18 protein-coding genes are annotated in these 20,786 nt (G+C 69.1%); 6 read left to right on the forward strand and 12 right to left on the reverse strand.

Annotated elements, in window-relative coordinates; translation table 11 throughout:
• Positions 1-26 precede the first annotated feature (26 nt).
• The 3 genes from tldD to VFR90_RS10180 all read left to right on the forward strand — a co-directional run bounded on the left by tldD (position 27) and on the right by VFR90_RS10180 (position 3,276).
• The gene (gene tldD, locus VFR90_RS10170; RefSeq protein ID WP_326406013.1) at positions 27-1,505 is read left to right on the forward strand and encodes a metalloprotease TldD; all 1,479 of its coding nucleotides are present in this window, start codon (positions 27-29) and stop codon (positions 1,503-1,505) included.
• A gap of 249 nt (positions 1,506-1,754) precedes the next feature.
• Positions 1,755-2,882 (forward strand): 3-deoxy-7-phosphoheptulonate synthase, encoded by a 1,128-nt coding sequence (locus tag VFR90_RS10175; RefSeq protein WP_326406014.1) that lies wholly within the window; start codon positions 1,755-1,757, stop codon positions 2,880-2,882.
• A 4-nt stretch (positions 2,883-2,886) separates the two neighbouring features.
• Positions 2,887-3,276: a DUF488 domain-containing protein gene (locus tag VFR90_RS10180; RefSeq protein WP_326406015.1), complete on the forward strand. Its 390-nt coding sequence runs from the start codon at positions 2,887-2,889 to the stop codon at positions 3,274-3,276.
• A gap of 3 nt (positions 3,277-3,279) precedes the next feature.
• Here the strand turns inward: VFR90_RS10180 and VFR90_RS10185 are convergent, their stop codons facing one another.
• Positions 3,280-3,861: a cob(I)yrinic acid a,c-diamide adenosyltransferase gene (locus VFR90_RS10185; RefSeq protein ID WP_326406016.1), complete on the reverse strand. Its 582-nt coding sequence runs from the start codon at positions 3,859-3,861 to the stop codon at positions 3,280-3,282.
• A gap of 64 nt (positions 3,862-3,925) precedes the next feature.
• Between VFR90_RS10185 and VFR90_RS10190 the strand changes: the two genes are divergently transcribed.
• Positions 3,926-5,353, forward strand: coding sequence for an FAD-binding oxidoreductase (locus tag VFR90_RS10190; RefSeq protein ID WP_326406017.1), 1,428 nt, complete (start codon positions 3,926-3,928; stop codon positions 5,351-5,353).
• A gap of 51 nt (positions 5,354-5,404) precedes the next feature.
• Here VFR90_RS10190 and VFR90_RS10195 read toward each other — a convergent pair whose 3' ends face one another.
• The 9 genes from VFR90_RS10195 to mnmG all read right to left on the reverse strand — a co-directional run bounded on the left by VFR90_RS10195 (position 5,405) and on the right by mnmG (position 17,291).
• Positions 5,405-7,048 (reverse strand): SpoVR family protein, encoded by a 1,644-nt coding sequence (locus VFR90_RS10195; RefSeq protein WP_326406018.1) that lies wholly within the window; start codon positions 7,046-7,048, stop codon positions 5,405-5,407.
• Positions 7,048-8,325 carry a YeaH/YhbH family protein gene (locus tag VFR90_RS10200; RefSeq protein WP_326406019.1) on the reverse strand — a complete coding sequence of 426 codons (1,278 nt, stop codon included), beginning with the start codon at positions 8,323-8,325 and terminating at the stop codon, positions 7,048-7,050. The genes VFR90_RS10195 and VFR90_RS10200 overlap by 1 nt, the downstream gene beginning before the upstream one ends.
• A 15-nt stretch (positions 8,326-8,340) precedes the next feature.
• Positions 8,341-10,263 carry a PrkA family serine protein kinase gene (locus VFR90_RS10205; protein ID WP_326406020.1) on the reverse strand — a complete coding sequence of 641 codons (1,923 nt, stop codon included), beginning with the start codon at positions 10,261-10,263 and terminating at the stop codon, positions 8,341-8,343.
• 387 nt (positions 10,264-10,650) lie between these two features.
• Positions 10,651-11,553, reverse strand: a complete 903-nt coding sequence (locus tag VFR90_RS10210; RefSeq protein WP_326406021.1) for a ParB/RepB/Spo0J family partition protein — start codon at positions 11,551-11,553, stop codon at positions 10,651-10,653.
• A 23-nt stretch (positions 11,554-11,576) separates the two neighbouring features.
• A complete protein-coding gene (locus VFR90_RS10215) occupies positions 11,577-12,152 on the reverse strand; it encodes an RBBP9/YdeN family alpha/beta hydrolase (protein WP_326406022.1) in 576 nt (191 codons plus the stop codon).
• Complete coding sequence (locus VFR90_RS10220; protein ID WP_326406023.1) at positions 12,149-13,720, reverse strand: S41 family peptidase; 1,572 nt, start codon at positions 13,718-13,720, stop codon at positions 12,149-12,151. Before VFR90_RS10220 ends, VFR90_RS10215 begins: the two co-directional genes overlap by 4 nt.
• The gene (locus VFR90_RS10225; protein ID WP_326406024.1) at positions 13,717-14,499 is read right to left on the reverse strand and encodes a ParA family protein; all 783 of its coding nucleotides are present in this window, start codon (positions 14,497-14,499) and stop codon (positions 13,717-13,719) included. The genes VFR90_RS10220 and VFR90_RS10225 overlap by 4 nt, the downstream gene beginning before the upstream one ends.
• Before the next feature lie 112 nt (positions 14,500-14,611).
• On the reverse strand, positions 14,612-15,289 hold the full coding sequence (rsmG, locus tag VFR90_RS10230) for a 16S rRNA (guanine(527)-N(7))-methyltransferase RsmG (protein WP_326406025.1): 678 nt from the start codon (positions 15,287-15,289) through the stop codon (positions 14,612-14,614).
• Between the two features lie 22 nt (positions 15,290-15,311).
• Positions 15,312-17,291, reverse strand: a complete 1,980-nt coding sequence (gene mnmG, locus VFR90_RS10235; protein WP_326406026.1) for a tRNA uridine-5-carboxymethylaminomethyl(34) synthesis enzyme MnmG — start codon at positions 17,289-17,291, stop codon at positions 15,312-15,314.
• A gap of 119 nt (positions 17,292-17,410) precedes the next feature.
• On the opposite strand from mnmG, the gene VFR90_RS10240 reads away from it, so the two are divergent.
• Together VFR90_RS10240 and VFR90_RS10245 are read left to right on the forward strand one after the other, a co-directional pair.
• Positions 17,411-17,677, forward strand: coding sequence for a YkgJ family cysteine cluster protein (locus tag VFR90_RS10240; protein ID WP_326406027.1), 267 nt, complete (start codon positions 17,411-17,413; stop codon positions 17,675-17,677).
• Entirely contained in the window at positions 17,674-18,456 is a 783-nt protein-coding gene (locus tag VFR90_RS10245) for an SDR family oxidoreductase (protein ID WP_326406028.1), read from the forward strand. The genes VFR90_RS10240 and VFR90_RS10245 overlap by 4 nt, the downstream gene beginning before the upstream one ends.
• Before the next feature lie 22 nt (positions 18,457-18,478).
• On the opposite strand, the gene otsA is transcribed toward VFR90_RS10245, so the two are convergent.
• Together otsA and otsB are read right to left on the reverse strand one after the other, a co-directional pair.
• Positions 18,479-19,936 (reverse strand): alpha,alpha-trehalose-phosphate synthase (UDP-forming), encoded by a 1,458-nt coding sequence (otsA, locus tag VFR90_RS10250; protein ID WP_326406029.1) that lies wholly within the window; start codon positions 19,934-19,936, stop codon positions 18,479-18,481.
• Between the two features lie 10 nt (positions 19,937-19,946).
• Positions 19,947-20,747, reverse strand: coding sequence for a trehalose-phosphatase (gene otsB / locus VFR90_RS10255; protein WP_326406030.1), 801 nt, complete (start codon positions 20,745-20,747; stop codon positions 19,947-19,949).
• Positions 20,748-20,786: the final 39 nt, after the last annotated feature.

A 20,786-nucleotide genomic window follows, 5' to 3' on the forward strand; every position in this document is an offset into this window, starting at 1 on the left:
GAGGGGCGGCTCCCTAGAATCGACTGATGATCACGCGCGAACCCACCGTCGAGCGTCTGGCGGTCGCCAGCCGCCTGCTGCTCGAACCCTTCGGCCTCGACGAAGCGAAGCTCGCGAACGCGCTGCGCACGATCGCCGAGCACCGCATCGACGATGCCGACCTCTATTTCCAGACGACGCGCAGCGAAGGCTGGAGCCTTGAGGAAGGCATCGTCAAGAGCGGCAGCTTCGGCATCGATCAGGGCGTGGGCGTGCGCGCGGTCGCCGGCGAGAAGACCGCCTTCGCGTACAGCGACGACATCTCCGAGGCCTCGCTGCTCGACGCCGCGCGCACCGTGCGCACGATCGCCGCCGCCGGCCAGAGCCGCCGCGTCAAGCTGGCCGGCCGTGATGCCGGCACCGTGGCCGCGAGCCGCGCGCTCTATGCGCCGATGGATCCGATCGCCACGCTCGACAGCGCCAGCAAGGTCGCGCTGCTCGAACGCATCGAGCAGATGGCGCGCCGGCGCGACCCGCGCATCGTGCAGGTGATGGCGAGCCTGGCCGCGGAACACGACGTGGTGCTGGTCGCTCGCGCGGTGGGCAAGGACTTCGTGCTGGCGGCCGACGTGCGGCCGCTGGTGCGCCTTTCGATCACCGTGATCGCCGAGCAGAACGGGCGCCGCGAGGTGGGCAGCGGCGGCGGCGGCGGGCGCTTCGGGCTCGGCTACTTCCAGGACGCGGAGCTCACGGCCTACGTCGATCAGGCGGTGAACGCCGCGTTGACCAACCTCGAAAGCCGGCCCGCGCCGGCCGGCGAGATGACGGTGGTTCTGGGTCCGGGCTGGCCGGGCATCCTGCTGCACGAGGCGATCGGTCACGGCCTCGAAGGCGACTTCAACCGCAAGGGCTCGTCGGCGTTCAGCGGGCGCGTCGGCGAGCGCGTCGCGGCCAAGGGCGTCACGGTGCTCGACGACGGCACGCTGCCGGACCGGCGCGGCTCGCTGAACGTCGACGACGAAGGCAACGCCTCGCAGCGCAACGTGCTGATCGAGGACGGCATCCTCAAGGGCTACATCCAGGACGCGATGAACGCACGGCTGATGAAGGTCGCCCCCACGGGCAACGGCCGCCGCGAAAGCTACGCACACGTGCCGATGCCCCGCATGACCAACACCTACATGCTGAGTGGCGGCAAAACGAAGGACGAGATCGTCGCTTCGATGAAGAAGGGCCTGTACGCGACGAACTTCGGCGGCGGCCAGGTCGACATCACCAGCGGCAAGTTCGTGTTCTCGGCGAGCGAGGCCTTCTGGGTCGAGAACGGGCGCATCCAGTACCCGGTGAAGGGCGCGACGATCATCGGCAACGGCCCCGATGCGTTGACGCGCGTCAGCATGATCGGCAACGACATGGAGCTTGACACCGGCGTGGGCACCTGCGGCAAGGAAGGCCAGAGCGTGCCGGTCGGCGTGGGCCAGCCGACGCTGCGCATCGACGGGCTGACCGTCGGCGGCACCGCCTGAACCACGCAAGCCGGCGCGGCCGCGACACCACAGACCGCGCGAAATCGAGCTTGTGAAGCGATGAAGGCCTCGACTACATTCGCGCCCATGCGTTCGGCAGCCTATTTCTTTGCGTTCTACTGGTTCTCGCACCGCCCCGGCGGAGGAGAGGCCAGCGCATAGCAAGAGGCGCAGCCGAATCCACCAACCGCCGGGCCCGAAGCCCGGCGGTTTTTTTTCGTCCGACCACTTTCGACAGGGAGCCCTTCGATGAACGCCCTCTCCGCCCAAGCGCCCGACGTCTGGGCCCCGCGCGCCGACAAGACCAGCGACACCGACGACGAGCGCATCGAAGACGTGATGCCGCTGCCGCCGCCGGAGCACCTGATCCGGTTCTTTCCGGTGCGCGGCACGCCGGTCGAGCAGCTGGTCGGCATGACCCGCCGCAGCATCCGCGAGATCATGGCCGGCCGCGACGACCGGCTGCTGGTGATCATGGGGCCGTGCTCGATCCACGATCCGGCCGCGGCGCTCGACTACGCGAGGAAGCTCAAGGCGCAGCGCGACAAGCACGCCGACACGCTCGAGATCGTGATGCGGGTGTATTTCGAGAAGCCGCGCACCACCGTCGGCTGGAAGGGCCTGATCAACGACCCCTACCTCGACGAGAGCTTCCGCATCGACGAGGGCCTGCGCATCGCGCGGCAGCTGCTGCTGGAAATCGGCCGCCTCGGCCTGCCCGCCGCGAGCGAGTTCCTCGACGTGATCTCGCCGCAGTACATCGGGGACCTGATCGCCTGGGGCGCGATCGGCGCGCGCACCACCGAGAGCCAGGTGCATCGAGAGCTGGCCTCGGGGCTGTCGGCACCCATCGGCTTCAAGAACGGCACCGACGGGAACCTGAAAATCGCCTTCGACGCGATCCAGTCGGCGAGCCGGCCGCACCACTTCCTGTCGGTGCACAAGAACGGCCAAGTCGCGATCGTCGAGACGCGCGGCAACAGCGACTGCCACGTGATCCTGCGTGGCGGCAAGGCGCCGAACTACGACGCGGCCAGCGTCGCCGCGGCCTGCGCCGACCTCAGCAAGGCGGGCCTGCCGCCGACGCTGATGGTCGATTGCTCGCATGCCAACAGCAGCAAGCAGCATCAGAAGCAGCTGGAGGTCGCGCGCAGCATCGCCGACCAGATCGCCGGGCCGAAAGAGACCAGCCGGCAGATCTTCGGCGTGATGGTCGAGAGCCACCTGCAGGCCGGCGCGCAAAAGTTCACCGCCGGCAAGGACGACCCGGGCGCGCTCGCCTACGGCCAGAGCATCACCGACGCCTGCCTCGGCTGGGACGATTCGCTGCAGGTGCTCGAGGTGCTGAGCGCGGCCGTCAAGGCGCGCCGGGGCTGAAGCGATGGGCGTGCGCGTTGTGCGGCTCGGCAGCCCTCGGGCGCCGGGCGAAGGCACGCGCATTGGCACCGTGCGGCGGCCGCCGCGCGGCGTGCCGAAGACGGCGTTCGCGTCCGGCGACTGGTACGACGTGTGGTTCCCGACGCTCGCGCCGAGCGCCGAGACCGTGAAGCTCGCGCAGGCGGCCGAGACGCCCGCACAGTGGGCCGCCTTCGCGCGCAAGTACCGCAGCGAGATGACGGCACCCGAGAGCGCGCATGCGCTGTCGCTGCTCGCCGCGCTGTCGAAGCACGGCGCCTTCTCGGTCGGCTGCTATTGCGAGGACGAGGCGCACTGCCATCGATCGATCCTGCGCGAGTTGCTGCTCGCGCACGGCGCCGTGGTCGACGGTTGAGGCTCAGTCCGCGTCGGACTTGAGGCGCTCGCTCTGCCAGTAGACGTCGTCGCCGCCGAGACTGTCGAGGTTCGCGCGGTTTAGCACGCGCGCCAGCACGAACAGCAGGTCCGACAGGCGGTTCAGGTACTGCCGCGCCGCGGGCCGCACGCCCTCGGGCTCGGCATGCTGCAGGGCGACGACGGCACGCTCGGCCCTTCGCGCGACCGTGCGGCCCACGTGCGCGAGGGCCGCGCTGCGCGTCCCGGCCGGCAGGATGAATTCCTTGAGCCGCGGCAGGGCCGCGTTGTGCTCGGCGAGCGCCGCGTCGAGCGCGAGCACGGCCTCGTCCTTCAGCAGCACATACCCGGGGATCGAGAGCTCGCCGCCGAGGTTGAACAGCTCGTGCTGGATCGCGACGAGCAAGCGGCGCACCGCCTCGGGCAGCGGCTCGCACAGCAGCAGGCCGAGCGTCGAGTTCAGTTCGTCGACATCGCCCATCGCCTGCACGCGCAGGTGGTCTTTCGGCACGCGCTGGCCGTCGCCGAGGCCGGTCGTGCCGTCGTCGCCGGTGCGCGTGGCGATCTGCGTGAGTCGATGGCCCATCGGGCGATGCTAGCGGAGCCGCTTCCTAGAATCGCGACGTTGTCCGATCCGCAGGAGGCGCGCGATGAATGCTCCGACCGAAAGCTTCGTGGCCGCCGCCGCGCGCACCGCGCCACCGGAGCTGATCGACGCGCTGAGGCACCGCTTCGGTGAACGCTGCTCCACCGCCCGGGCGGTGCGCGAACAGCACGGCCGCGACGAATCGCCGATTGACGCACCGCCGCCCGACGCGGTCGTGTTCTGCGAAAGCACCGAGGACGTGGCCGCGGTCGTCGCGCTCGCGCAGCGGCATGCGGTGCCGGTGATTCCGTTCGGCGTCGGCTCCTCGCTCGAGGGGCATCTGCTCGCGGTGCAGGGCGGCATCAGCATCGACGTGTCGCGCATGAGCCGGGTGCTGCGCGTCGATGCCGACGACCTGACCGCGACCGTGCAGGCCGGCGTCACGCGCAAGCAGCTGAACGAGGCGATCCGTCACGAGGGCCTGTTCTTCCCGATCGACCCGGGCGCCGACGCTTCCATCGGCGGCATGAGCGCGACGCGGGCGAGCGGCACGAACGCGGTGCGCTACGGCACGATGCGCGAGAACGTGCTGGCGCTGACCGTCGTCGTGCCCGATGCCGCGGAAGGCAGCCGCGTGATCACGACCGGCACGCACGCGCGCAAGAGCAGCGCCGGCTACGACCTCACGCGCCTGTTCATCGGCAGCGAAGGCACGCTGGGCGTGATGACCGAGATCACCCTAAAGCTCTACCCGCTGCCCGAATCGGTGAGCGCGGCGATCTGCCACTTCCCGTCGATCGACGCCGCGGTGCGCACCACGATCCAGACCATCCAGCTGGGCGTGCCGATCGCGCGCTGCGAGCTGCTGGATGCGAACACCGTGCGTGCGGTCAACGCCCACGACAGGCTGGGTCTGCGCGAGACCCCGATGCTGCTGATGGAATTCCACGGAAGTGTCGCGGGCGTGAAGGAGCAGGCCGAGACGGTGCAACAGATCGCCGTGGAGTACGGCGGCGAAGGCTTCGAATGGGCGACCACGCCCGAGGCGCGCACCAGGCTGTGGACCGCGCGCCATCACGCCTATTTCTCGGCGTTGCAGACCAAGCCCGGCTGCCGCAGCGTCACCACCGACACCTGCGTGCCGATCTCCAAGCTCGCCGAGTGCATCGAGGCGACGGTCGCCGAGGCGGACGCGAGCGGCCTGCCCTACTTCCTCGTCGGCCACGTCGGCGACGGCAACTTCCACATCGGCTACCTGATCGACCCGGCCAAGCCCGAGGAACGCGAGCTCGCCGAGTCGCTGAACCGCAAGCTGGTCGCGCGCGCCTTGCAGCTCGAAGGCACCTGCACCGGCGAGCACGGCATCGGCCTGCACAAGATGGGCTTCCTGATCGACGAGGCGGGCGCCGGCGCGGTGGCGCTGATGCGCGGGATCAAGCGCGCGCTCGATCCGGCCAACATCATGAACCCGGGGAAGATCTTCGCGCTGTAGAGGCGGCGCGGCCCGCGCGAAGCGGGCCGCAGCGATGCGCGCCGACCGCGGCTAGTCGCGGTGCACCGGCCCGGGCGCCGTCCAGCGCTTGGTCACGCTGCCGGCGGCGTTGACGCTTTCCATGTGCACGTCGAAGCCCCACAGGCGCGCGACGTGCTTGAGCACCTCGGTCGTCGTCTCGTGCAACGGGCGATCGTTGTGCTGGGTGTGGCGCAACACGAGCGAACGGTCGCCGCGGCGGTTGACGTTCCAGACCTGGATGTTCGGCTCGCGCGAGCCGAGGTCGTACTGGTGCGACAGGCTCTCGCGCAGCCGCCGGTAGCCGCTGTCGTCGTGGATCGCGGCGATCTCCAGTTCGCTTTCCTGTTCGTCGTCGCGCACCGCGAACAGGCGCAGGTCGCGCATCAGCTTCGGGCTCAGGTACTGGCCGACGAAGCTTTCGTCCTTGAAGTTGCGCATCGCGTGGTCGATGGTCGGCAGCCACTCTCCGCCGGCGATTTCCGGGAACCACGCACGGTCCTCGTCGGTGGGCGCTTCGCAGATGCGCTTCAAGTCCGTGTACATCGCGAAGCCCAGCGCATACGGGTTGATGCCGCTGTACGCAGGGTGGCCGACGGGCGGCTGGTAGACGACGTTGGTGTGCGACTTGAGCCACTCGACCATCATCCCGTCGCCGAGATGGCCGTCGTCGTACATCGTGTTGAGCAGCCTGTGATGCCAGAAGGTGGCCCAGCCTTCGTTCATGACCTGCGTCTGGCGCTGCGGGTAGAAGTACTGCGCGACCTTGCGCACGATGCGCACGATCTCGCGCTGCCAAGGCTCGAGCAGCGGAGCGTTCTTCTCGATGAAGTACAGCAGGTTCTCCTGCGGCTCCTCGGGGAATCGCTTGGCATCGTCCTGCTCGGCCGCCTTGCCCTTGGCCTTGGGCAGCGTGCGCCACATGTCGTTGACCTGCTGCTGCGCATAGGCCTCGCGGTCCTCGCGGCGCGCGAGCTCCTGTGCGAGCGAGAGCTTGGTCGGCCGCCGATAGCGGTCGACGCCGTGGTTCATCAGCGCGTGGCAGCTGTCGAGAAGGTCCTCGACCGCATCGAGCCCGTGGCGCTGCTCGCATTCGGCGACGTAGTTCTTCGCGTAGACGAGGTAGTCGATGATCGATCCCGCATCGGTCCACATGCGGAACAGGTAGTTGCCCTTGAAGAAGCTGTTGTGGCCGTAGGCCGCGTGCGCGATCACGAGTGCCTGCATCGCCATCGAGTTCTCCTCCATCAGGTAGCTGATGCAGGGGTTCGAGTTGATGACGATCTCGTAGGCCAGGCCCATGTGGCCGCGCTTGTAGTTCTTCTCGGTCGCGATGAATTCCTTGCCGTAGCTCCAGTGGCGGTAGTTCACAGGCATGCCCACGCTGGCGTAGGCGTCCATCATCTGCTCGGCGGTGATGATCTCGAGCTGGTTCGGGTAGGTGTCGAGGCCGTAGCGCTTGGCCGTCTCGCGGATCACCGCGTGGTACTGGTCGATCAGCTCGAAGCTCCAGTCGCTGGTCGACGGCAGCCGCTCCCGCACGGCGGCTTTCGGCGCATCGGACAGCGGCACGCTGACGGCGCGCCGCTCCGGCGGCAGTGGCAGGTCGGTGGACGGGAAGAGATCGCCGGTGTGCGTCTCCACCTCGGCCGGCTTCGGTTCGTGACGGCGACTCATCAGGCGGTCTCCTTCTTGAACAGCTCGCGGAACACCGGGTAGATCTGCGAAGGCTCGAGCACCTTGCGCATGGCGAAGTGCGGGTGCGTCTCGGCGATCTGCGAGTACTCCTCCCACAGGTTCTGCTCGGGCTCGGCGACCTGCACGTAGGCGAAGTAGCGGCACAGGGGCAGCAGCTGCTCGGCGACGATCTCCCGGCATCGGCCGCTGTCGTGGTGCCAGTTGTCGCCGTCGCTCGCCTGCGCGCCGTAGATGTTCCATTCGCTGGTCGGGTAGCGCTGGCGGATGATTTCCTCCATCAGCACCAGCGCGCTCGACACCACCGTGCCGCCCGTCTCGGTCGAATGGAAGAAGCCTTCCTCATCGACCTCCTGCGCCTGCGTGTGGTGGCGGATGAAGACGACGTCGATCTTCTCGTAGTGCCGGGTCAAGAAGAGGTACAGCAGGATGAAGAAGCGCTTGCTCAGATCCTTGCGCGCCTCGTCCATCGAGCCCGATACGTCCATCAGGCAGAACATCACCGCGCGCGTCGTCGGCACCGGAATCTTGACGCGGCTGCGGTAGCGCAGGTCGATCGGGTCGAGATACGGCACGCGGGCGATGCGCGCGCGCAGCATGTCGACGCGGGCCTCGATCTCCTTGATCTCATGCGCGCGCAGCTCGTGGCCCGGGTCGGTGCCGCGCTGCTTCAGGATGTCGAGCTGCGCCTCGAGGTGCCGCAGCTCGCGCCGCTCGTCGGCGCTGAGCGCGATGCGCCGGCCGAGCGCGCCGCGCATCGAGCGCACGACGTGCAGGTTGTTCTGCGTGCCTTCGCTGGTGAAGCCGGCACGCTGGGTCTTGAACTCGGGAGTCTCGGCGAGCGTCGTCTTCACCAGGTTGGGCAGGGCGAGGTCGTCGAAGAAGACCTGCATGAACTCTTCCTTGCTGAGGTGGAAGACGAAGTCGTCGTCCCCCTCGCCGGAATCACTCGCCTGGCCGCCGCCGCCCTGCCCGCCGCCGCCTTCGGGCCGCTTGATGCGGTCACCCTTGACGTATTCCTTGTTGCCCGGATGCACCGTCTCGCGCATGCCGCCCTGGCCGTGGCCGAACACCGGCTCGGAGACATCGCGCTTCGGCAGCGTGATGTCTTCGCCCTTCTCGATGTCGCGGATGCCGCGGCCGCTCACCGCCTTGCGCACCGCCTCGCGGATCTGCGTCTTGTGGCGACGCAGGAAACGCTCGCGGTTGCCGATCGACTTATTTTTGCCGGCGAGGCGACGATCGATGATCTGCGGCATCGGCAACTCTCGCGATCAACTGCTCTTGCGCACGCGCAGGTACCACTCGCACAGCAGCCGCACCTGCTTGGGCGTGTAGCCCTTCTGCACCATGCGGTTGACGAAGTCCTCGTGCTTCTTCGCCTCGTCGGCGCTCGCCTTCGCGTTGAAGCTGATGACCGGGAGCAGCTCCTCGGTGTTCGAGAACATCTTCTTCTCGATCACCGTGCGCAGCTTTTCGTAGCTGGTCCACGCCGGGTTGTTGCCGGCGTTGTTGGCGCGCGCGCGCAGCACGAAGTTGACGATCTCGTTGCGGAAGTCCTTCGGGTTCGCGATGCCGGCCGGCTTCTCGATCTTCTCGAGCTCGCCGTTCAACGCCGCACGGTCGAAGACCTCGCCGGTGTCCGTGTCGCGGTACTCCTGGTCCTGGATCCAGTAGTCGGCATAGGTGACGTAGCGATCGAAGATGTTCTGGCCGTACTCGCTGTAGCTCTCCAGGTAGGCGGTCTGGATTTCCTTGCCGATGAACTCCGCGTACCGGGTCGACAGGTGCTCCTTGATGAAGGCGAGGTATTTCTGCTCCGTCTCGGCCGGGAACTGTTCGCGCTCGATCTGCTGTTCAAGCACGTACATCAGGTGCACCGGGTTCGCCGCGACTTCGGTGGAGTCGAAGTTGAAGACCTTCGACAGGATCTTGAACGCGAAGCGGGTGCTGATGCCGCTCATGCCTTCGTCGACGCCGGCGTAGTCGCGGTACTCCTGGTAGCTCTTGGCCTTCGGGTCGGTGTCCTTGAGGCTCTCGCCGTCGTAGACCAGCGCCTTCGAGAACAGCGACGAGTTCTCCGGCTCCTTCAGCCGCGACAGCACCGCGAACTGGGCCATCATCTTCAGCGTGCCCGGCGCGCACTTGGCCTGGCTCAAGGACGAGCCGTGGATCAGCTTGTCGTAGATCTTGATCTCGTCGCTGATGCGCAGGCAGTACGGCACCTTGACGATGTAGATGCGGTCGAGGAAGGCTTCGTTGTTCTTGTTGTTGCGGAAGGTCTTCCACTCGCTCTCGTTGCTGTGCGCGAGGATGACGCCATCGAAGGGAATCGCGCCGAAGCCTTCGGTGCCCTTGTAGTTGCCTTCCTGCGTGGCCGTGAGCAGCGGGTGCAGCACCTTGATCGGCGCCTTGAACATCTCGACGAACTCGAGCAGCCCCTGGTTGGCGAGGCACAGGCCGCCGCTGTAGCTGTAGGCGTCGGGATCGTCCTGCGCGTAGGTCTCGAGCTTGCGGATGTCGACCTTGCCGACCAGCGAGCTGATGTCCTGGTTGTTCTCGTCGCCCGGCTCCGTCTTGGCGACGCCGACCTGCTTGAGGATGCTCGGCAGCCGTTTGACCACCTTGAACTTGCGGATGTCGCCGCCGTATTCGTCGAGCCGCTTCACTGCCCACGGCGACAGCACGCGATTCAGGTAGCGACGCGGGATGCCGTATTCCTTTTCGAGGATCGGGCCGTCTTCGGCGGCATCGAACAAGCCGAGCGGCGACTCGTTCACCGGCGAGCCCTTGATCGCGTAGAAGGGCACGTGCTCCATCAGCTGCTTGAGCCGCTCGGCGATCGAGCTCTTGCCGCCGCCCACGGGGCCGAGCAGGTAGAGGATCTGCTTCTTCTCTTCCAGCCCTTGGGCCGCATGGCGGAAGTAGGAGACGACCTGCTCGATCGCGTCCTCCATGCCGTAGAACTCGGCGAACGCGGGATAGCGCTTGATGATCTTGTTGGCGAACAGCCGCGACAGCCGCGGGTCGTTGCGCGTGTCCACCAGCTCCGGCTCGCCGATCGCCTTGAGCATGCGCTCGGCGGCCGTCGCGTAGGCGAGCGGCTCGCGCTTGCAGATCGCGAGGTAGTCCTCGAGGCTCAACTCTTCTTCGCGGCTGCGCTCGTAGCGCGCGGCAAAGTTGCTGATCACGTCCATCAATTCCTCCGGTTCATGAGGAGCGGCGTCGTGCGGTGTCGGTCGAGGATCGCTGAGTGAGGACCGCGCCACGCTGCTTGGTTCGAGGATCGGACTCTCGGATCGCTCGAGTCCGAACGATCATGCATCCTTGCATCGAGCATCGGCAACAAAGCGCGCCATTTCCCTGCCTGTTGCCGTGATGCTGTTCATCCGCACTTCGAAGGCTCCCGTGCAAATTGCATGCCCCGAACGCCGTTGAAGATCGTGTTGCTGTGAGGACCACCGCTTGCGCGAGGTTCCGCGAACGCGAGTTCGATCGAGCCGACGGCGCAATGGGCATGCAGCATCAACGCGCACGCATGCGCGCTCGATGCCTGGGGTTTGCGATGAGTCGCGTGCGCTGTGTCAGCGTGGCACGGTCGCGCGCAGTTTTTCGAGCAGCCCCGAAAGCTCGTCGAGCGAGGCGAAGGCGATCGCGACCTCGCCCTGCTCGCCCTGGCGGGTGCGTCGCTTGACGCGTACTTCGACGCTCGCGGCCAGCGCATCGGACAGCTCTTCTTCGATGCGCTGCAGGTCGCGCGACTTCGCGCGCGCCGCACGCAGCAGCGGCGTCTGCCGGCCCGGTGCGGCCTGGCGACCAACGATCTTCTCGGCATCGCGCACCGTCAGTTGCCGCGCGACGATCTCGTGGGCCGTCGTGATCTGCTCGGCACGGCCGAGCGACAGCAGCGCACGCGCATGGCCCATGTCGAGATCGCCGGCCATCAGCATCTGCTGCACCGGCTCGGCAAGGTTCAGCAAGCGAAGCAGGTTGCTCGCGGCACTGCGCGAACGGCCGACCGCCTTGGCCGCGCCCTCGTGGGTCAGCGCGAACTCGTCGACCAGACGCTTGAGCCCCTGCGCCTCCTCGAGCGGGTTCAGGTCCTCGCGCTGCATGTTCTCGATCAGCGCCATCACCGCGGCCGACTCGTCGGGCACGTCCTTCACCAGCACCGGCACCTCGTTCAAGCCGGCGAGCCTGGCCGCCCGGAAGCGGCGTTCGCCGGCGACGATCTCGTAGCGGCCTTCGCCCGGCGCGCCGACCGGCCGCACCAGGATCGGCTGCATCACGCCCTGGCTTTTGATGCTTTCGGCCAGCTCGTAGAGCGAGCCCTCGTCCATGCGGGTGCGCGGCTGGTACTTGCCGGGCTGCAGGCGGTCGAGCACGAGGCGTGTCGGGGCGTCGGCCACCGGCGCGGCGTCGAGCGCCTTCGGGCCGAGCAGCGCTTCGAGGCCGAGGCCGAGGCCTTTGGGTTTTTTGGTCGCCATGAGCAGGTGAAAGTGAGACCGGATCAGGCCGATCCGGCTTGGGCAGCGAGAGCGAGCAGCAGGCGGTGACCTTCCTCCCAGTCGCCCAACTGCGCTTCGCCATTGATGTGACCGCAGTTGCCAAGTGAGCACAAGCTTGCGTCCCAGTCGGCAGCCATCATCGCCGCGCGCTCGGGCGTGGCATAGGGATCGTCGCTGCTCGCGACCACGGTCGCCGCGAACGGCAGCCGCGCGCGCACGATCGGCCGCCAGGAGCCGAGCTGCGGCGGCATGTCGGCGCGTTCGATGTCCGGCGGCGCGACCAGCAAGGCGCCACGCACGCGTGCGGTCAGGCCGCTGTGCGCCGCCCAAGCGGCGACCAGCTGGCAGCCGAGGCTGTGCGCCACCAGCCAGCAGCTTTCACGGCCCGGCTCGAGCAGCACCTCGTCGAGCCGCGCCATCCAGTCGCCGCGGCGCGGCCAGAGCCAATCGGCCTGTTCGACGCGGTGGTAGCCGTGGCCTTGCTCCCAGCGCGTCTGCCAGTGCGTGTCGCCCGAGTTTTGCCAACCGGGCAGCAGCAGCACGGTGGCTGGCGCGGGGGCGGCGGGCCGCTCGGTCATCGCGCGGGGCCGGGACGCACCGACGGCAGGTCGATGCGGCTTTCGCGCGTGACGTGGCGCGCCAGCAGCGGCTCGGGGCGGCCGGCCTTGGCGATCGGGTTCGCCGGCTTGCCGGAGCCGACCGGGCAGGCGCCGGTGTCGATCAGCGCCAGCGCGGTGGCGAGCTGGCCTTCGGCCGGATCACCGAGCGGGTGATCGAGGTCGTCGGCCACGGTGCAGCTCGGCGCGAAGCCGCCGGCGTAGTCGCCCTGCCCCTTCTGGTTGACGCCCTGGAACTCGATCGGGAAATAGGAGACGCCGCAGTTGTCCCGCGCGGTGAAGCCGTAAGGCTTGCCGCAAGTGGCGCTGCCGACGAGGCGCACATCGATGTCGATGCCGCGCAGCCCGTTGACGATCGACTCGCTGGCCGAGCAGGTCGAGCCGCTCGCAAGCACCGTCACCCGCGAGAAGCCGAGGCTCGGCAGCGGGTTCTGCGTCGTGCAGGCAAGGTTGGCGTTCAGGTTGCAGGAGACGTTGAAGAAGCCGAGCGACGAACCCGGCGCGTTCGATTCGGCGCTGCGCTTGTCGTTGTATTGCAGGCGCTCGAAGAGCTTGCCGGCGGTCGGCGTCGCGCCGGCGATCATGTAGGCGAGCTGGCTCGCGAGGTACAGGTAGCCGCCGCCGTTGTAGCGGAGGTCGAGCACGAGTTCGGTGGCGCCCGCCGCGCGGAAGCCGTCGATCGCGGCGGCGAGCGGGGCCTCGGCAGTCGCGATGTGGTCGTTGAAGACCAGGTAGCCGACGGTGCGGCCACCGACATTGAAGGTGCGGCTCAGCGGCACCGGGGTCTTGGTGATTGCCGCTGAGGTCAAGCTGGCCGGCGGCAGCGTGCTTGCGCTGCGTCGAAAGACGAAGCTGTGCGCTTCCCCTAACACGGACGGAAACAGAGGCCGCAGCAACGTCTCGTACGGCGCGCCTTCGGCCGGCACGCCATCGACCGAAACCAGACGGTCTCCTCGCCTCAACCCCAGCGACGCCGCGGGTGAACCCGGCTCCACGTAGGCGATCGCCAAGCCCGACCACGTGGGATTCGCCGTCACATGGCTCCACTCGATACCGTAGCCGGCCGACACGCCGTTCTGCGCCAGTTGGTTCCAGAGCGCCGTCGGATAGGTGAAGCTGAACGGGTCCTTGCGCCGAGTCGTGCCGGCCACGAGCGCTGGCGTCTTCAAGGCTTCGAAGTAGTTGTCGATCGAGCGGTAGTAGCCCGCGCCGGTGTCGACGCTGTAGGCCGCCGCGCTCGCATCGACCGCGGGCACTTCGGCATACCAGAGGTAGGCCTGGTCGAAATAGGAGCGCAGCCAGCGCTTCTCGTCGGCAAGGCTGCCGGCGGTGGTCGGCCCTTCGGCGTCGCCACGGAACGGGTTGTTCGGCGAGCACTTCTGCGCGACGACCGGATCGCCCGCCGGCGCGGCCGGCGCATCGCCACCGCCGCCACCACCGCCGCCACCGCAAGCCGCGACCAGCACGGCCGCTGCCGACAGCGCCAGCCCGATGCGGCCGCGCCTGCGACCCTCGCTCAGTCCCGTCATGCCGCTTTCCTCAGGGTTGCCACGCGCGCGACCATCTCGCGCGCAAATTCGACGAAGGCTTGCGCGCCGCGCGACGCCGGGTCGAACACGACGCCCGGCAAGCCGTAGCTCGGCGCCTCGGCCAGCCGCACGTTGCGCGGGATCACGCTGTCGAACACCTTGTCGCCGAAGTGCGCCTTCAACTGTTCGCTCACCTGCTGCTGCAGCGTGATGCGCGGGTCGAACATCACCCGCAGCAGGCCGATGATCTGGAGCTCGGGATTCAGGTTGGCGTGAACCTGCTTGATCGTGTTGACCAGGTCCGACAGCCCTTCGAGCGCGAAGTACTCGCACTGCATCGGCACGACGACGCCATGCGCCGAACACAGGCCGTTGAGCGTCAACAGGCTCAGGCTCGGCGGACAGTCGATCAGCACGAAGTCGTGGTCGGCCGACACCTCGGCGAGCGCTTTCTTCAGTCGGAGGTTGCGGCGCTCCAGACCGACCAGTTCGACTTCCGCGCCGGCCAGCTCGCGGTTCGCGCCCAGCACGTCATAGCCGGCCTTGTCGCTGCGCTGGCGGGCCTCGGCGATCGAGGCGGACTCGAGCAGCACCTCGTAGACGGACATCGGCAGCTGGCGCTTGTCGATGCCCGAGCCCATCGTCGCGTTGCCCTGCGGGTCCAGATCCACAACCAGCACCCGTTGTCCGACACGCGCCAAGCCGGCGGCCAAATTGACCGTCGTCGTCGTCTTGCCGACGCCGCCTTTCTGGTTCGCGATGCAGAAGATGTGGGCCATGGCGCGTCGCCGGCGCGAACAGCCGGTTGGGATCAGCGGGGTGGGAGCGCGAGAGTGTCGCAGCCCGCCGCAGCAGCCGGACTGCGCATGGCCTGCCGCGCGCGGCGGGATGTTACGAGGCGCTTCGCGCCGGGTCCTTGGTGGTCGCTTTTTCTCGGGGGCGCATCCAGACCAGGCTGCGCTCGGCATTCAGACCCGGCACCGTCAGCGGTTCCACGTGAAACACCACAGCTGACGACAACTGCGCGGCCTCGTCGGCAATGCCCCGCGCCTTCATCGCAGCCCAACAGCCGCCGGGCGCCAGCGCCGATGCGCTTAGCCGCGTGAAGTCTTCCAGCGACGCGAAGGCGCGCGAGACGACGACCGTCCAGCTGCTGCGGGAGACGGTTTCGACCCGCCCATGCAGTGCGGCGGCCGACTTGAGCCCCAGTTCGACGATCACCTGCCGCATGAAGCCGACTTTCTTGCCGACAGCATCGATGCACGTCACCGGCCAATGCGGCTCGGCGATGGCAACCACCAGCCCAGGCAGCCCGGCCCCGCTGCCCACGTCCAGGATTTGCGGCGCGGTGGCTTGCCGGCGCAGCGGGGCGACGATCGCCAGGCTGTCGAGCAGGTGCTGGCGGACGACTCCCGGCCTGTCGCGCACCGCGGTCAGGTTGTAGACGGCGCTCCAGCGCTCGATCAGCTTCAGATAAGCCAGGAGCTGCTCAAGCTGAGCCGGCTGCAGCGACACGTCGAGTGCGGCTGCGCCGTCGCGCAGCTCCGCCAGCGCTTCGTCGTCGGTCATGCCGACCCGCCTCGAAGTACCGTCATTCGACTTCGGCGGCGGTGGCCGTTCGCCCTCGCCGCCGCCGCAGATGCACCAGCAGCAGCGAGATGGCTGCCGGTGTCACGCCGGAAATGCGCGCCGCCTGCCCCAGGGTCTGCGGCCTTTGCGCGGCAAGCTTCTGGCGAACTTCATGGCCGAGGGCCGGCACTGCGGCGTAGTCGAGGTCGGCCGGCAGCAGCATGGTCTCGAAGTGCGCCGCACGCTCGACGGCTTCCTGCTGACGGTCGATGTAGCCGGCGTACTTGAAGCTCGTTTCAAGCTGGGCGATCACTTCGTCGGCGCTGGCCACGCCGAGTTCGGCCCGCAAGGTTTCACGTGAAACTGCCTTCGCGGGTTGCTCTAGCGCGAACAAGGCCTGCACTTGGTCGAAGCTCACGCCCGGCCGTCGCAGCAAATCGCCGAGCGCGTACTCGCGCTCGAGCGCCTTGCCGACGCAGCGTTCGGCCGCGTCCCGCCCCACCCTTTCGGGATGGACCCAGCTCGAACGCAGCCGCTGCGACTCGCGCTCGACCGCATCGCGCTTGCGCGCATAGGCGTCCCAGCGCGCGTCGTCGACCAGCCCCAGGTTGCGGCCGATCTCGGTCAGCCGCGCATCGGCGTTGTCCTCGCGCAGCTGCAGCCGGTACTCCGCGCGGCTGGTGAACATCCGGTAGGGCTCGGTGACGCCCTGCGTCACCAAATCATCGGCCAGCACACCGAGGTAGGCCTGGTGCCGCCCGGGCACCCAGGCGTCGTGGCCCTGCACCTGGCAAGCGGCGTTGATGCCGGCGAGCAGGCCCTGCGCCGCCGCTTCCTCGTAGCCGGTCGTGCCGTTGATCTGCCCGGCGAAGTAAAGCCCGCCGATCAAGCGCGTCTCCAGCGTTGGCGTCAAGGCGCGCGGGTCGAAGTAGTCGTACTCGATCGCGTAGCCCGGCCGCAGGATGTGCGCCTGCTCCAGGCCGGCGATCGAGCGCACCGCGGCGATCTGCACGTCGAAGGGCAGCGAGGTCGAGATCCCGTTCGGATAGAACTCGTGCGTCGTCAGCCCCTCCGGTTCGAGGAAGACCTGGTGCGCGTCGCGCTCCGCGAAGCGGCTGACCTTGTCCTCGATGCTCGGGCAATAGCGTGGCCCGGTGCCTTCGATCCGGCCGGTGAACATCGGGCTGCGCGCGAAGCCGCTGCGAATGATCTCGTGCGTGCGCTCGCTGGTGTGCGTGATCCAGCACGGCCGCTGCTCGGGGTGTTGCTCGGCGCGGCTGAGGAAGCTGAACACCGGCAGCGGCTCGGCCGCCGGGCTGCCGTCGTTCGCGGGCATGCCGTCGCCGGGCTGGCGCGTCGTACGCGCGAAGTCGATCGTCCTGCCGTCGATGCGCGGCGGCGTGCCGGTCTTCAGCCGCCCCTGCGGCAGCTTCAGCTCCTTCAGCCGTGCCGACAACCGCAGCGCCGGCGGGTCGCCCGCCCGCCCCGCCGCGTGGCTTTCGAGCCCGATGTGCACCTTGCCGTCGAGAAACGTTCCGGCGGTCAGCACGACGCTGCGCCCGTCGAACCGGATGCCGGACTGCGTGACGACGCCGACCGCCCGGCCGCCCTCGACCACCACGTCGTCGACCGCCTGCTGGAACAGCCGCAGCTTCGCCTGGTTCTCGAGCCGGCGCCGGATCGCCGCGCGGTACAGCACCCGGTCGGCCTGCGCCCGCGTCGCCTGCACCGCCGGCCCCTTGGAACGGTTGAGGATGCGGAACTGGATGCCGGCTTCGTCGGTGGCGGCGGCCATCGCGCCACCGAGCGCGTCGATCTCCTTGACCAGATGGCCCTTGCCGATGCCGCCGATCGACGGGTTGCAACTCATCTGCCCCAGGGTTTCGAGGCTGTGCGTCAGCAGCAGCGTCGAGCAGCCCATCCGCGCCGCGGCCAAGGCCGCCTCGGTGCCGGCGTGGCCGCCGCCGATCACGATGACGTCGAAGCTTTCGGGGAAACGCATGGTGGACGGGGGCGCGGGGCACGCCGGCTTGAGCGAAGAAGGGAGCACGGAGATCGCCGCGCCGCCGCAATTTTAGGCAGCCGCTCCCTCGCTGCACTCCCCGCATCGAGAATCCGCCGATGCCCGACCAGCCCCTCGCCTGCCGCACCGGCTGCGCCGCCTGCTGCATCGCGCCGTCGATCAGCTCGCCGACACCGGCCCATCCGAACGGCAAGCCTGCCGGCCTGTGCTGCGGTCACCTCGATGACGCGCTGCGCTGCACGCTGTTCGGCCGGCCCGAACGGCCGGCCGTCTGCGGCTCGCTGCAGCCGAGCGTGGAGATGTGCGGCAGCAATCGTGAGCAAGCACTAGCTCGCCTGGAGTGGCTCGATAAGGCGACGGCATGAGCGGCGCGGCACACCGACTCGCGGGCTTCGACCTGAGCGGCAAGGCGGCGCTGATCACCGGAGCCAGCCGCGGCCTCGGCCTTGCAGCGGCGCAGGGTCTCGCCGAAGCCGGCGCGTCGGTCTGGATCAACGGCCGCGACCGCGCGGCGCTGGCCGCCGCCCGTGCCCGCATCCTCGCGGCCTGCCCGAGCGCGCAGGTCGAGCCGCTGCCTTTCGACATCACCGACGAAGCCGCCCGCGCAGACGCGCTCGAGCGCATCGCCGCAACGGCCGGGCGCATCGACATCCTGGTCAACAACGTCGGCGCCCGCGACCGGCGGCCGATCGAGGCGTTCGCGCTCGACGCGGTGCGCGGCCTGCTCGAAAGCAACCTCGTCGCGCCTTTTGACCTCGCCCGCGGCGCCGCCCGGCGGATGCCCGAGGGCGGGCGCATCCTCAACATCGCGTCGATCGCCGGCCCGATCGCCCGACCCGGCGACGCGGCCTACACGATGAGCAAGGGCGGCCTCGATGCGCTGACCCGCGCGCTCGCCGCCGAGTACGGGCCGCGCGGCATCGCGGTCAATGCGCTGGCGCCCGGCTACTTCGCGACCGAGGCCAACGCCCCGATGGCGGCGCTGCCCGAGCACGCCGCCTGGCTCGCACAACGCACCTCCTTCGGCCGCTGGGGCGCGCCGGGCGAGATCGCGGGCGCCGTCGTGTTCCTGTGCTCACCCGCGGCCAGCTACGTCACCGGCCAGACGCTGGCGGTGGACGGCGGCTACCTGGCCCACTGGTGATGCCGCGCCGCGTGGCCGGCGATCAGCCGGCGCGCTGCGCCTCGGCCAGCGCGGTGAGGAAAGCCTTGCGCCACCAGTGCACGTCGAACTCGCGCACCCGCTGCATCAGGGCGCGATGGCGTTCGACGCGCTCCTGGTGCGACATGCGCAGCGCGCGCTGGATCATCTCGGCGGTGCCGCCGGTGTCGTAGGGGTTCACGAGCAGCGCCTCGCGCAGCTGCTCGGCCGCGCCGGTGAAGCGCGACAGCACCAGCACGCCCGGGTCGGCCGGGTCCTGCGCGGCCACGTACTCCTTCGCGACCAGGTTCATGCCGTCGCGCAGCGGCGTCACCAGCGCCACGCGGCCGGCGCGGTAGAGCCCCGGCAGCCGCTTGCGCGCGAGCGTGCGGTGGATGTAGCGCACCGGCATCCAGTCGAGCTCGCCGTAGTCGCCGTTGATGCGCCCGGCCAGCAGCTCGAGCTGGGTGCGGATGTCGTCGTAGGCGCCGACGCCTTCGCGCGTCGGCGTCGCCACTTGAATCAGCGTCGCGCTGTTGCGGTTCTCGGGGTAGTTCGCGAGCAGCCGGCCGAAGGCGCGCAGCCGCTGCGGGATGCCCTTGGAGTAGTCGAGCCGATCGACGCCCACCAGCAGCTGCCGCTTCGCATACTGCTCGCGCAGCGTGTCGCGGGTGTCGATCGACTCGGCCGTGTCGGCGAGCGCGGAGAACTCCTCGACGTCGATGCCGATCGGGAAGGCGCGCACGCAAACCTGCCGCGAGAACGCGCGGAGGTGGTCGCGGCCCAGATCCTCGGCGCCGGCTTCGTCCTGCACGTAGCGGGTGAAGTGCGCGACGTCGGCCTGGCTTTGCAGGCCGACCAGGTCGTAGGCGAACAGCGAACGGATCAGCCATTCGTGCGCCGGGATCGCGGCCAGGATCAGGGGCGGCGGCAGCGGGATGTGCAGGAAGAAGCCGATGCGCTGCTCGCAGCCCAGCGCGCGCAGCTCGGCGGCCAGCGGGATCAGGTGGTAGTCGTGCACCCAGATCACGTCGTCGGCGCGCAGCAGAGGCAGCAGCTTCTGCGCGAACAGCCGGTTGACGCGCTGGTAGCCCTCGAAGTGGCCGTCGTCGAACTGCGCCAGGTCGAGCCGGTAGTGGAAGACCGGCCAGAGCACGCGGTTCGAATAGCCGTCGTAGTAAGCGGCGAGATCGTCGCGGCTCAGGTCGAGCGTCGCCAGCGTCACTTTGCCGGCGTGCTGCACCTGCAGATGGCCCGAGGGCGCGCCGTCGTCGGCGGTCTTGCCGCTCCAGCCGAACCACAGGCCGCCGCTGGTCGCCAGCGCCTCGCCGACCGCGACCGCAAGGCCGCCGGCGGCCGGCTTGCGCGGATCGGCCAGGCGGTTCGAGACCACCACCAGCCGGCCGCCCCCCGCCGCAGCCTTCAGGCCGCGCGCGGCGGTGCCGAGGGGAGCTTTCGGCGTGGCGAAGCGCTCGCCGCTCATGCCCGCGGCCTCATCCGGCGGGCGAGACCGCGACGGCGCCGTCGAGCGCCGCCAGCGAGTCCTCCAGCCAGCGCCGTACCGCCTGCGGGTTGTCGAGCCGGAAGCGTGCGCAACTCGCGCCCGCGCCGACCTTGACGCCGAAGCCACCGCACGCCTGCGCGGCCGCGAAGCCGTCTTCGTCGGTCGCGTCGTCGCCGACGAAGATCGGCAGGCGCCGCGCGAACGGTTCGCCGGCACGGAGTTCGCGCAGCGCGCTTGCCTTGTCGATGCCGGCCGGCTTGACCTCGGCCACGCACTTGCCGAGCAGCACCATCCAGTCGGGATACGGCCGCACCGCCGACTTCAGCGAGCGCAGGCACAGGCCGCCCAGCTGCGGCGCCTGGCGCCAATGCAGTGCGAGCGCCGCCTGCTTGTCCTCGACCCGCAGCCCCGGGTGGAGCCCCGCGAGGCGCTGCGCACGCAGCTTCACCGTGCGCGGCAGTTCGAGCGGCTGGCGGTGCAGCGCGCCGAGCGCGTCGCGCCATTCGATGCCGTGGATGCCGGCAGCCGGCAGCTGCAGGGGCGCGAGGAAGCGATCGAGCTCCACCAGCCGGCGCCCGCTGACCAGCGCGACCGCGCCGCCGAGCGCGTGCCGAAGGCGTTCGAGCGTCGGGAGCAGCCAAGGCTCGACCACCACCGCATCCGGCCGCGGCGCGATGGCCACCAGCGTGCCGTCGAAGTCGAGGAAAAGCGCCGCCTCGCGTGGCAGCGGCGGCGCGGGCGGGGCGAAGTCGGTCGGGGCTGCGGTGGCGGTCGGTGCGTCGAGGTTCACGGCCGGACCTTAGCGCCCGCCAGCGCTTCACCCCGGCAA

This window comes from Methylibium sp. (genome assembly GCF_035762065.1).
Taxonomy (GTDB): Bacteria; Pseudomonadota; Gammaproteobacteria; order Burkholderiales; family Burkholderiaceae_C; genus Methylibium.

Bases quoted from the DNA above. Each gene is read 5' to 3' on its own strand.
- VFR90_RS10190 (WP_326406017.1), top strand. From the start codon at position 3,926: ATGAATGCTCCGACCGAAAGCTTCGTGGCCGCCGCCGCGCGCACCGCG.
- otsA (WP_326406029.1), bottom strand. From the start codon at position 19,936: ATGAGCGGCGAGCGCTTCGCCACGCCGAAAGCTCCCCTCGGCACCGCC.
- mnmG (WP_326406026.1), bottom strand. From the start codon at position 17,291: ATGCGTTTCCCCGAAAGCTTCGACGTCATCGTGATCGGCGGCGGCCAC.
- VFR90_RS10195 (WP_326406018.1), bottom strand. From the start codon at position 7,048: ATGAGTCGCCGTCACGAACCGAAGCCGGCCGAGGTGGAGACGCACACC.
- VFR90_RS10220 (WP_326406023.1), bottom strand. From the start codon at position 13,720: ATGACGGGACTGAGCGAGGGTCGCAGGCGCGGCCGCATCGGGCTGGCG.
- VFR90_RS10215 (WP_326406022.1), bottom strand. From the start codon at position 12,152: ATGACCGAGCGGCCCGCCGCCCCCGCGCCAGCCACCGTGCTGCTGCTG.
- VFR90_RS10240 (WP_326406027.1), top strand. From the start codon at position 17,411: ATGCCCGACCAGCCCCTCGCCTGCCGCACCGGCTGCGCCGCCTGCTGC.
- VFR90_RS10185 (WP_326406016.1), bottom strand. From the start codon at position 3,861: ATGGGCCATCGACTCACGCAGATCGCCACGCGCACCGGCGACGACGGC.
- VFR90_RS10225 (WP_326406024.1), bottom strand. From the start codon at position 14,499: ATGGCCCACATCTTCTGCATCGCGAACCAGAAAGGCGGCGTCGGCAAG.
- tldD (WP_326406013.1), top strand. From the start codon at position 27: ATGATCACGCGCGAACCCACCGTCGAGCGTCTGGCGGTCGCCAGCCGC.
- VFR90_RS10210 (WP_326406021.1), bottom strand. From the start codon at position 11,553: ATGGCGACCAAAAAACCCAAAGGCCTCGGCCTCGGCCTCGAAGCGCTG.
- VFR90_RS10200 (WP_326406019.1), bottom strand. From the start codon at position 8,325: ATGCCGCAGATCATCGATCGTCGCCTCGCCGGCAAAAATAAGTCGATC.
- VFR90_RS10205 (WP_326406020.1), bottom strand. From the start codon at position 10,263: ATGGACGTGATCAGCAACTTTGCCGCGCGCTACGAGCGCAGCCGCGAA.
- rsmG (WP_326406025.1), bottom strand. From the start codon at position 15,289: ATGACCGACGACGAAGCGCTGGCGGAGCTGCGCGACGGCGCAGCCGCA.
- VFR90_RS10245 (WP_326406028.1), top strand. From the start codon at position 17,674: ATGAGCGGCGCGGCACACCGACTCGCGGGCTTCGACCTGAGCGGCAAG.
- VFR90_RS10180 (WP_326406015.1), top strand. From the start codon at position 2,887: ATGGGCGTGCGCGTTGTGCGGCTCGGCAGCCCTCGGGCGCCGGGCGAA.
- VFR90_RS10175 (WP_326406014.1), top strand. From the start codon at position 1,755: ATGAACGCCCTCTCCGCCCAAGCGCCCGACGTCTGGGCCCCGCGCGCC.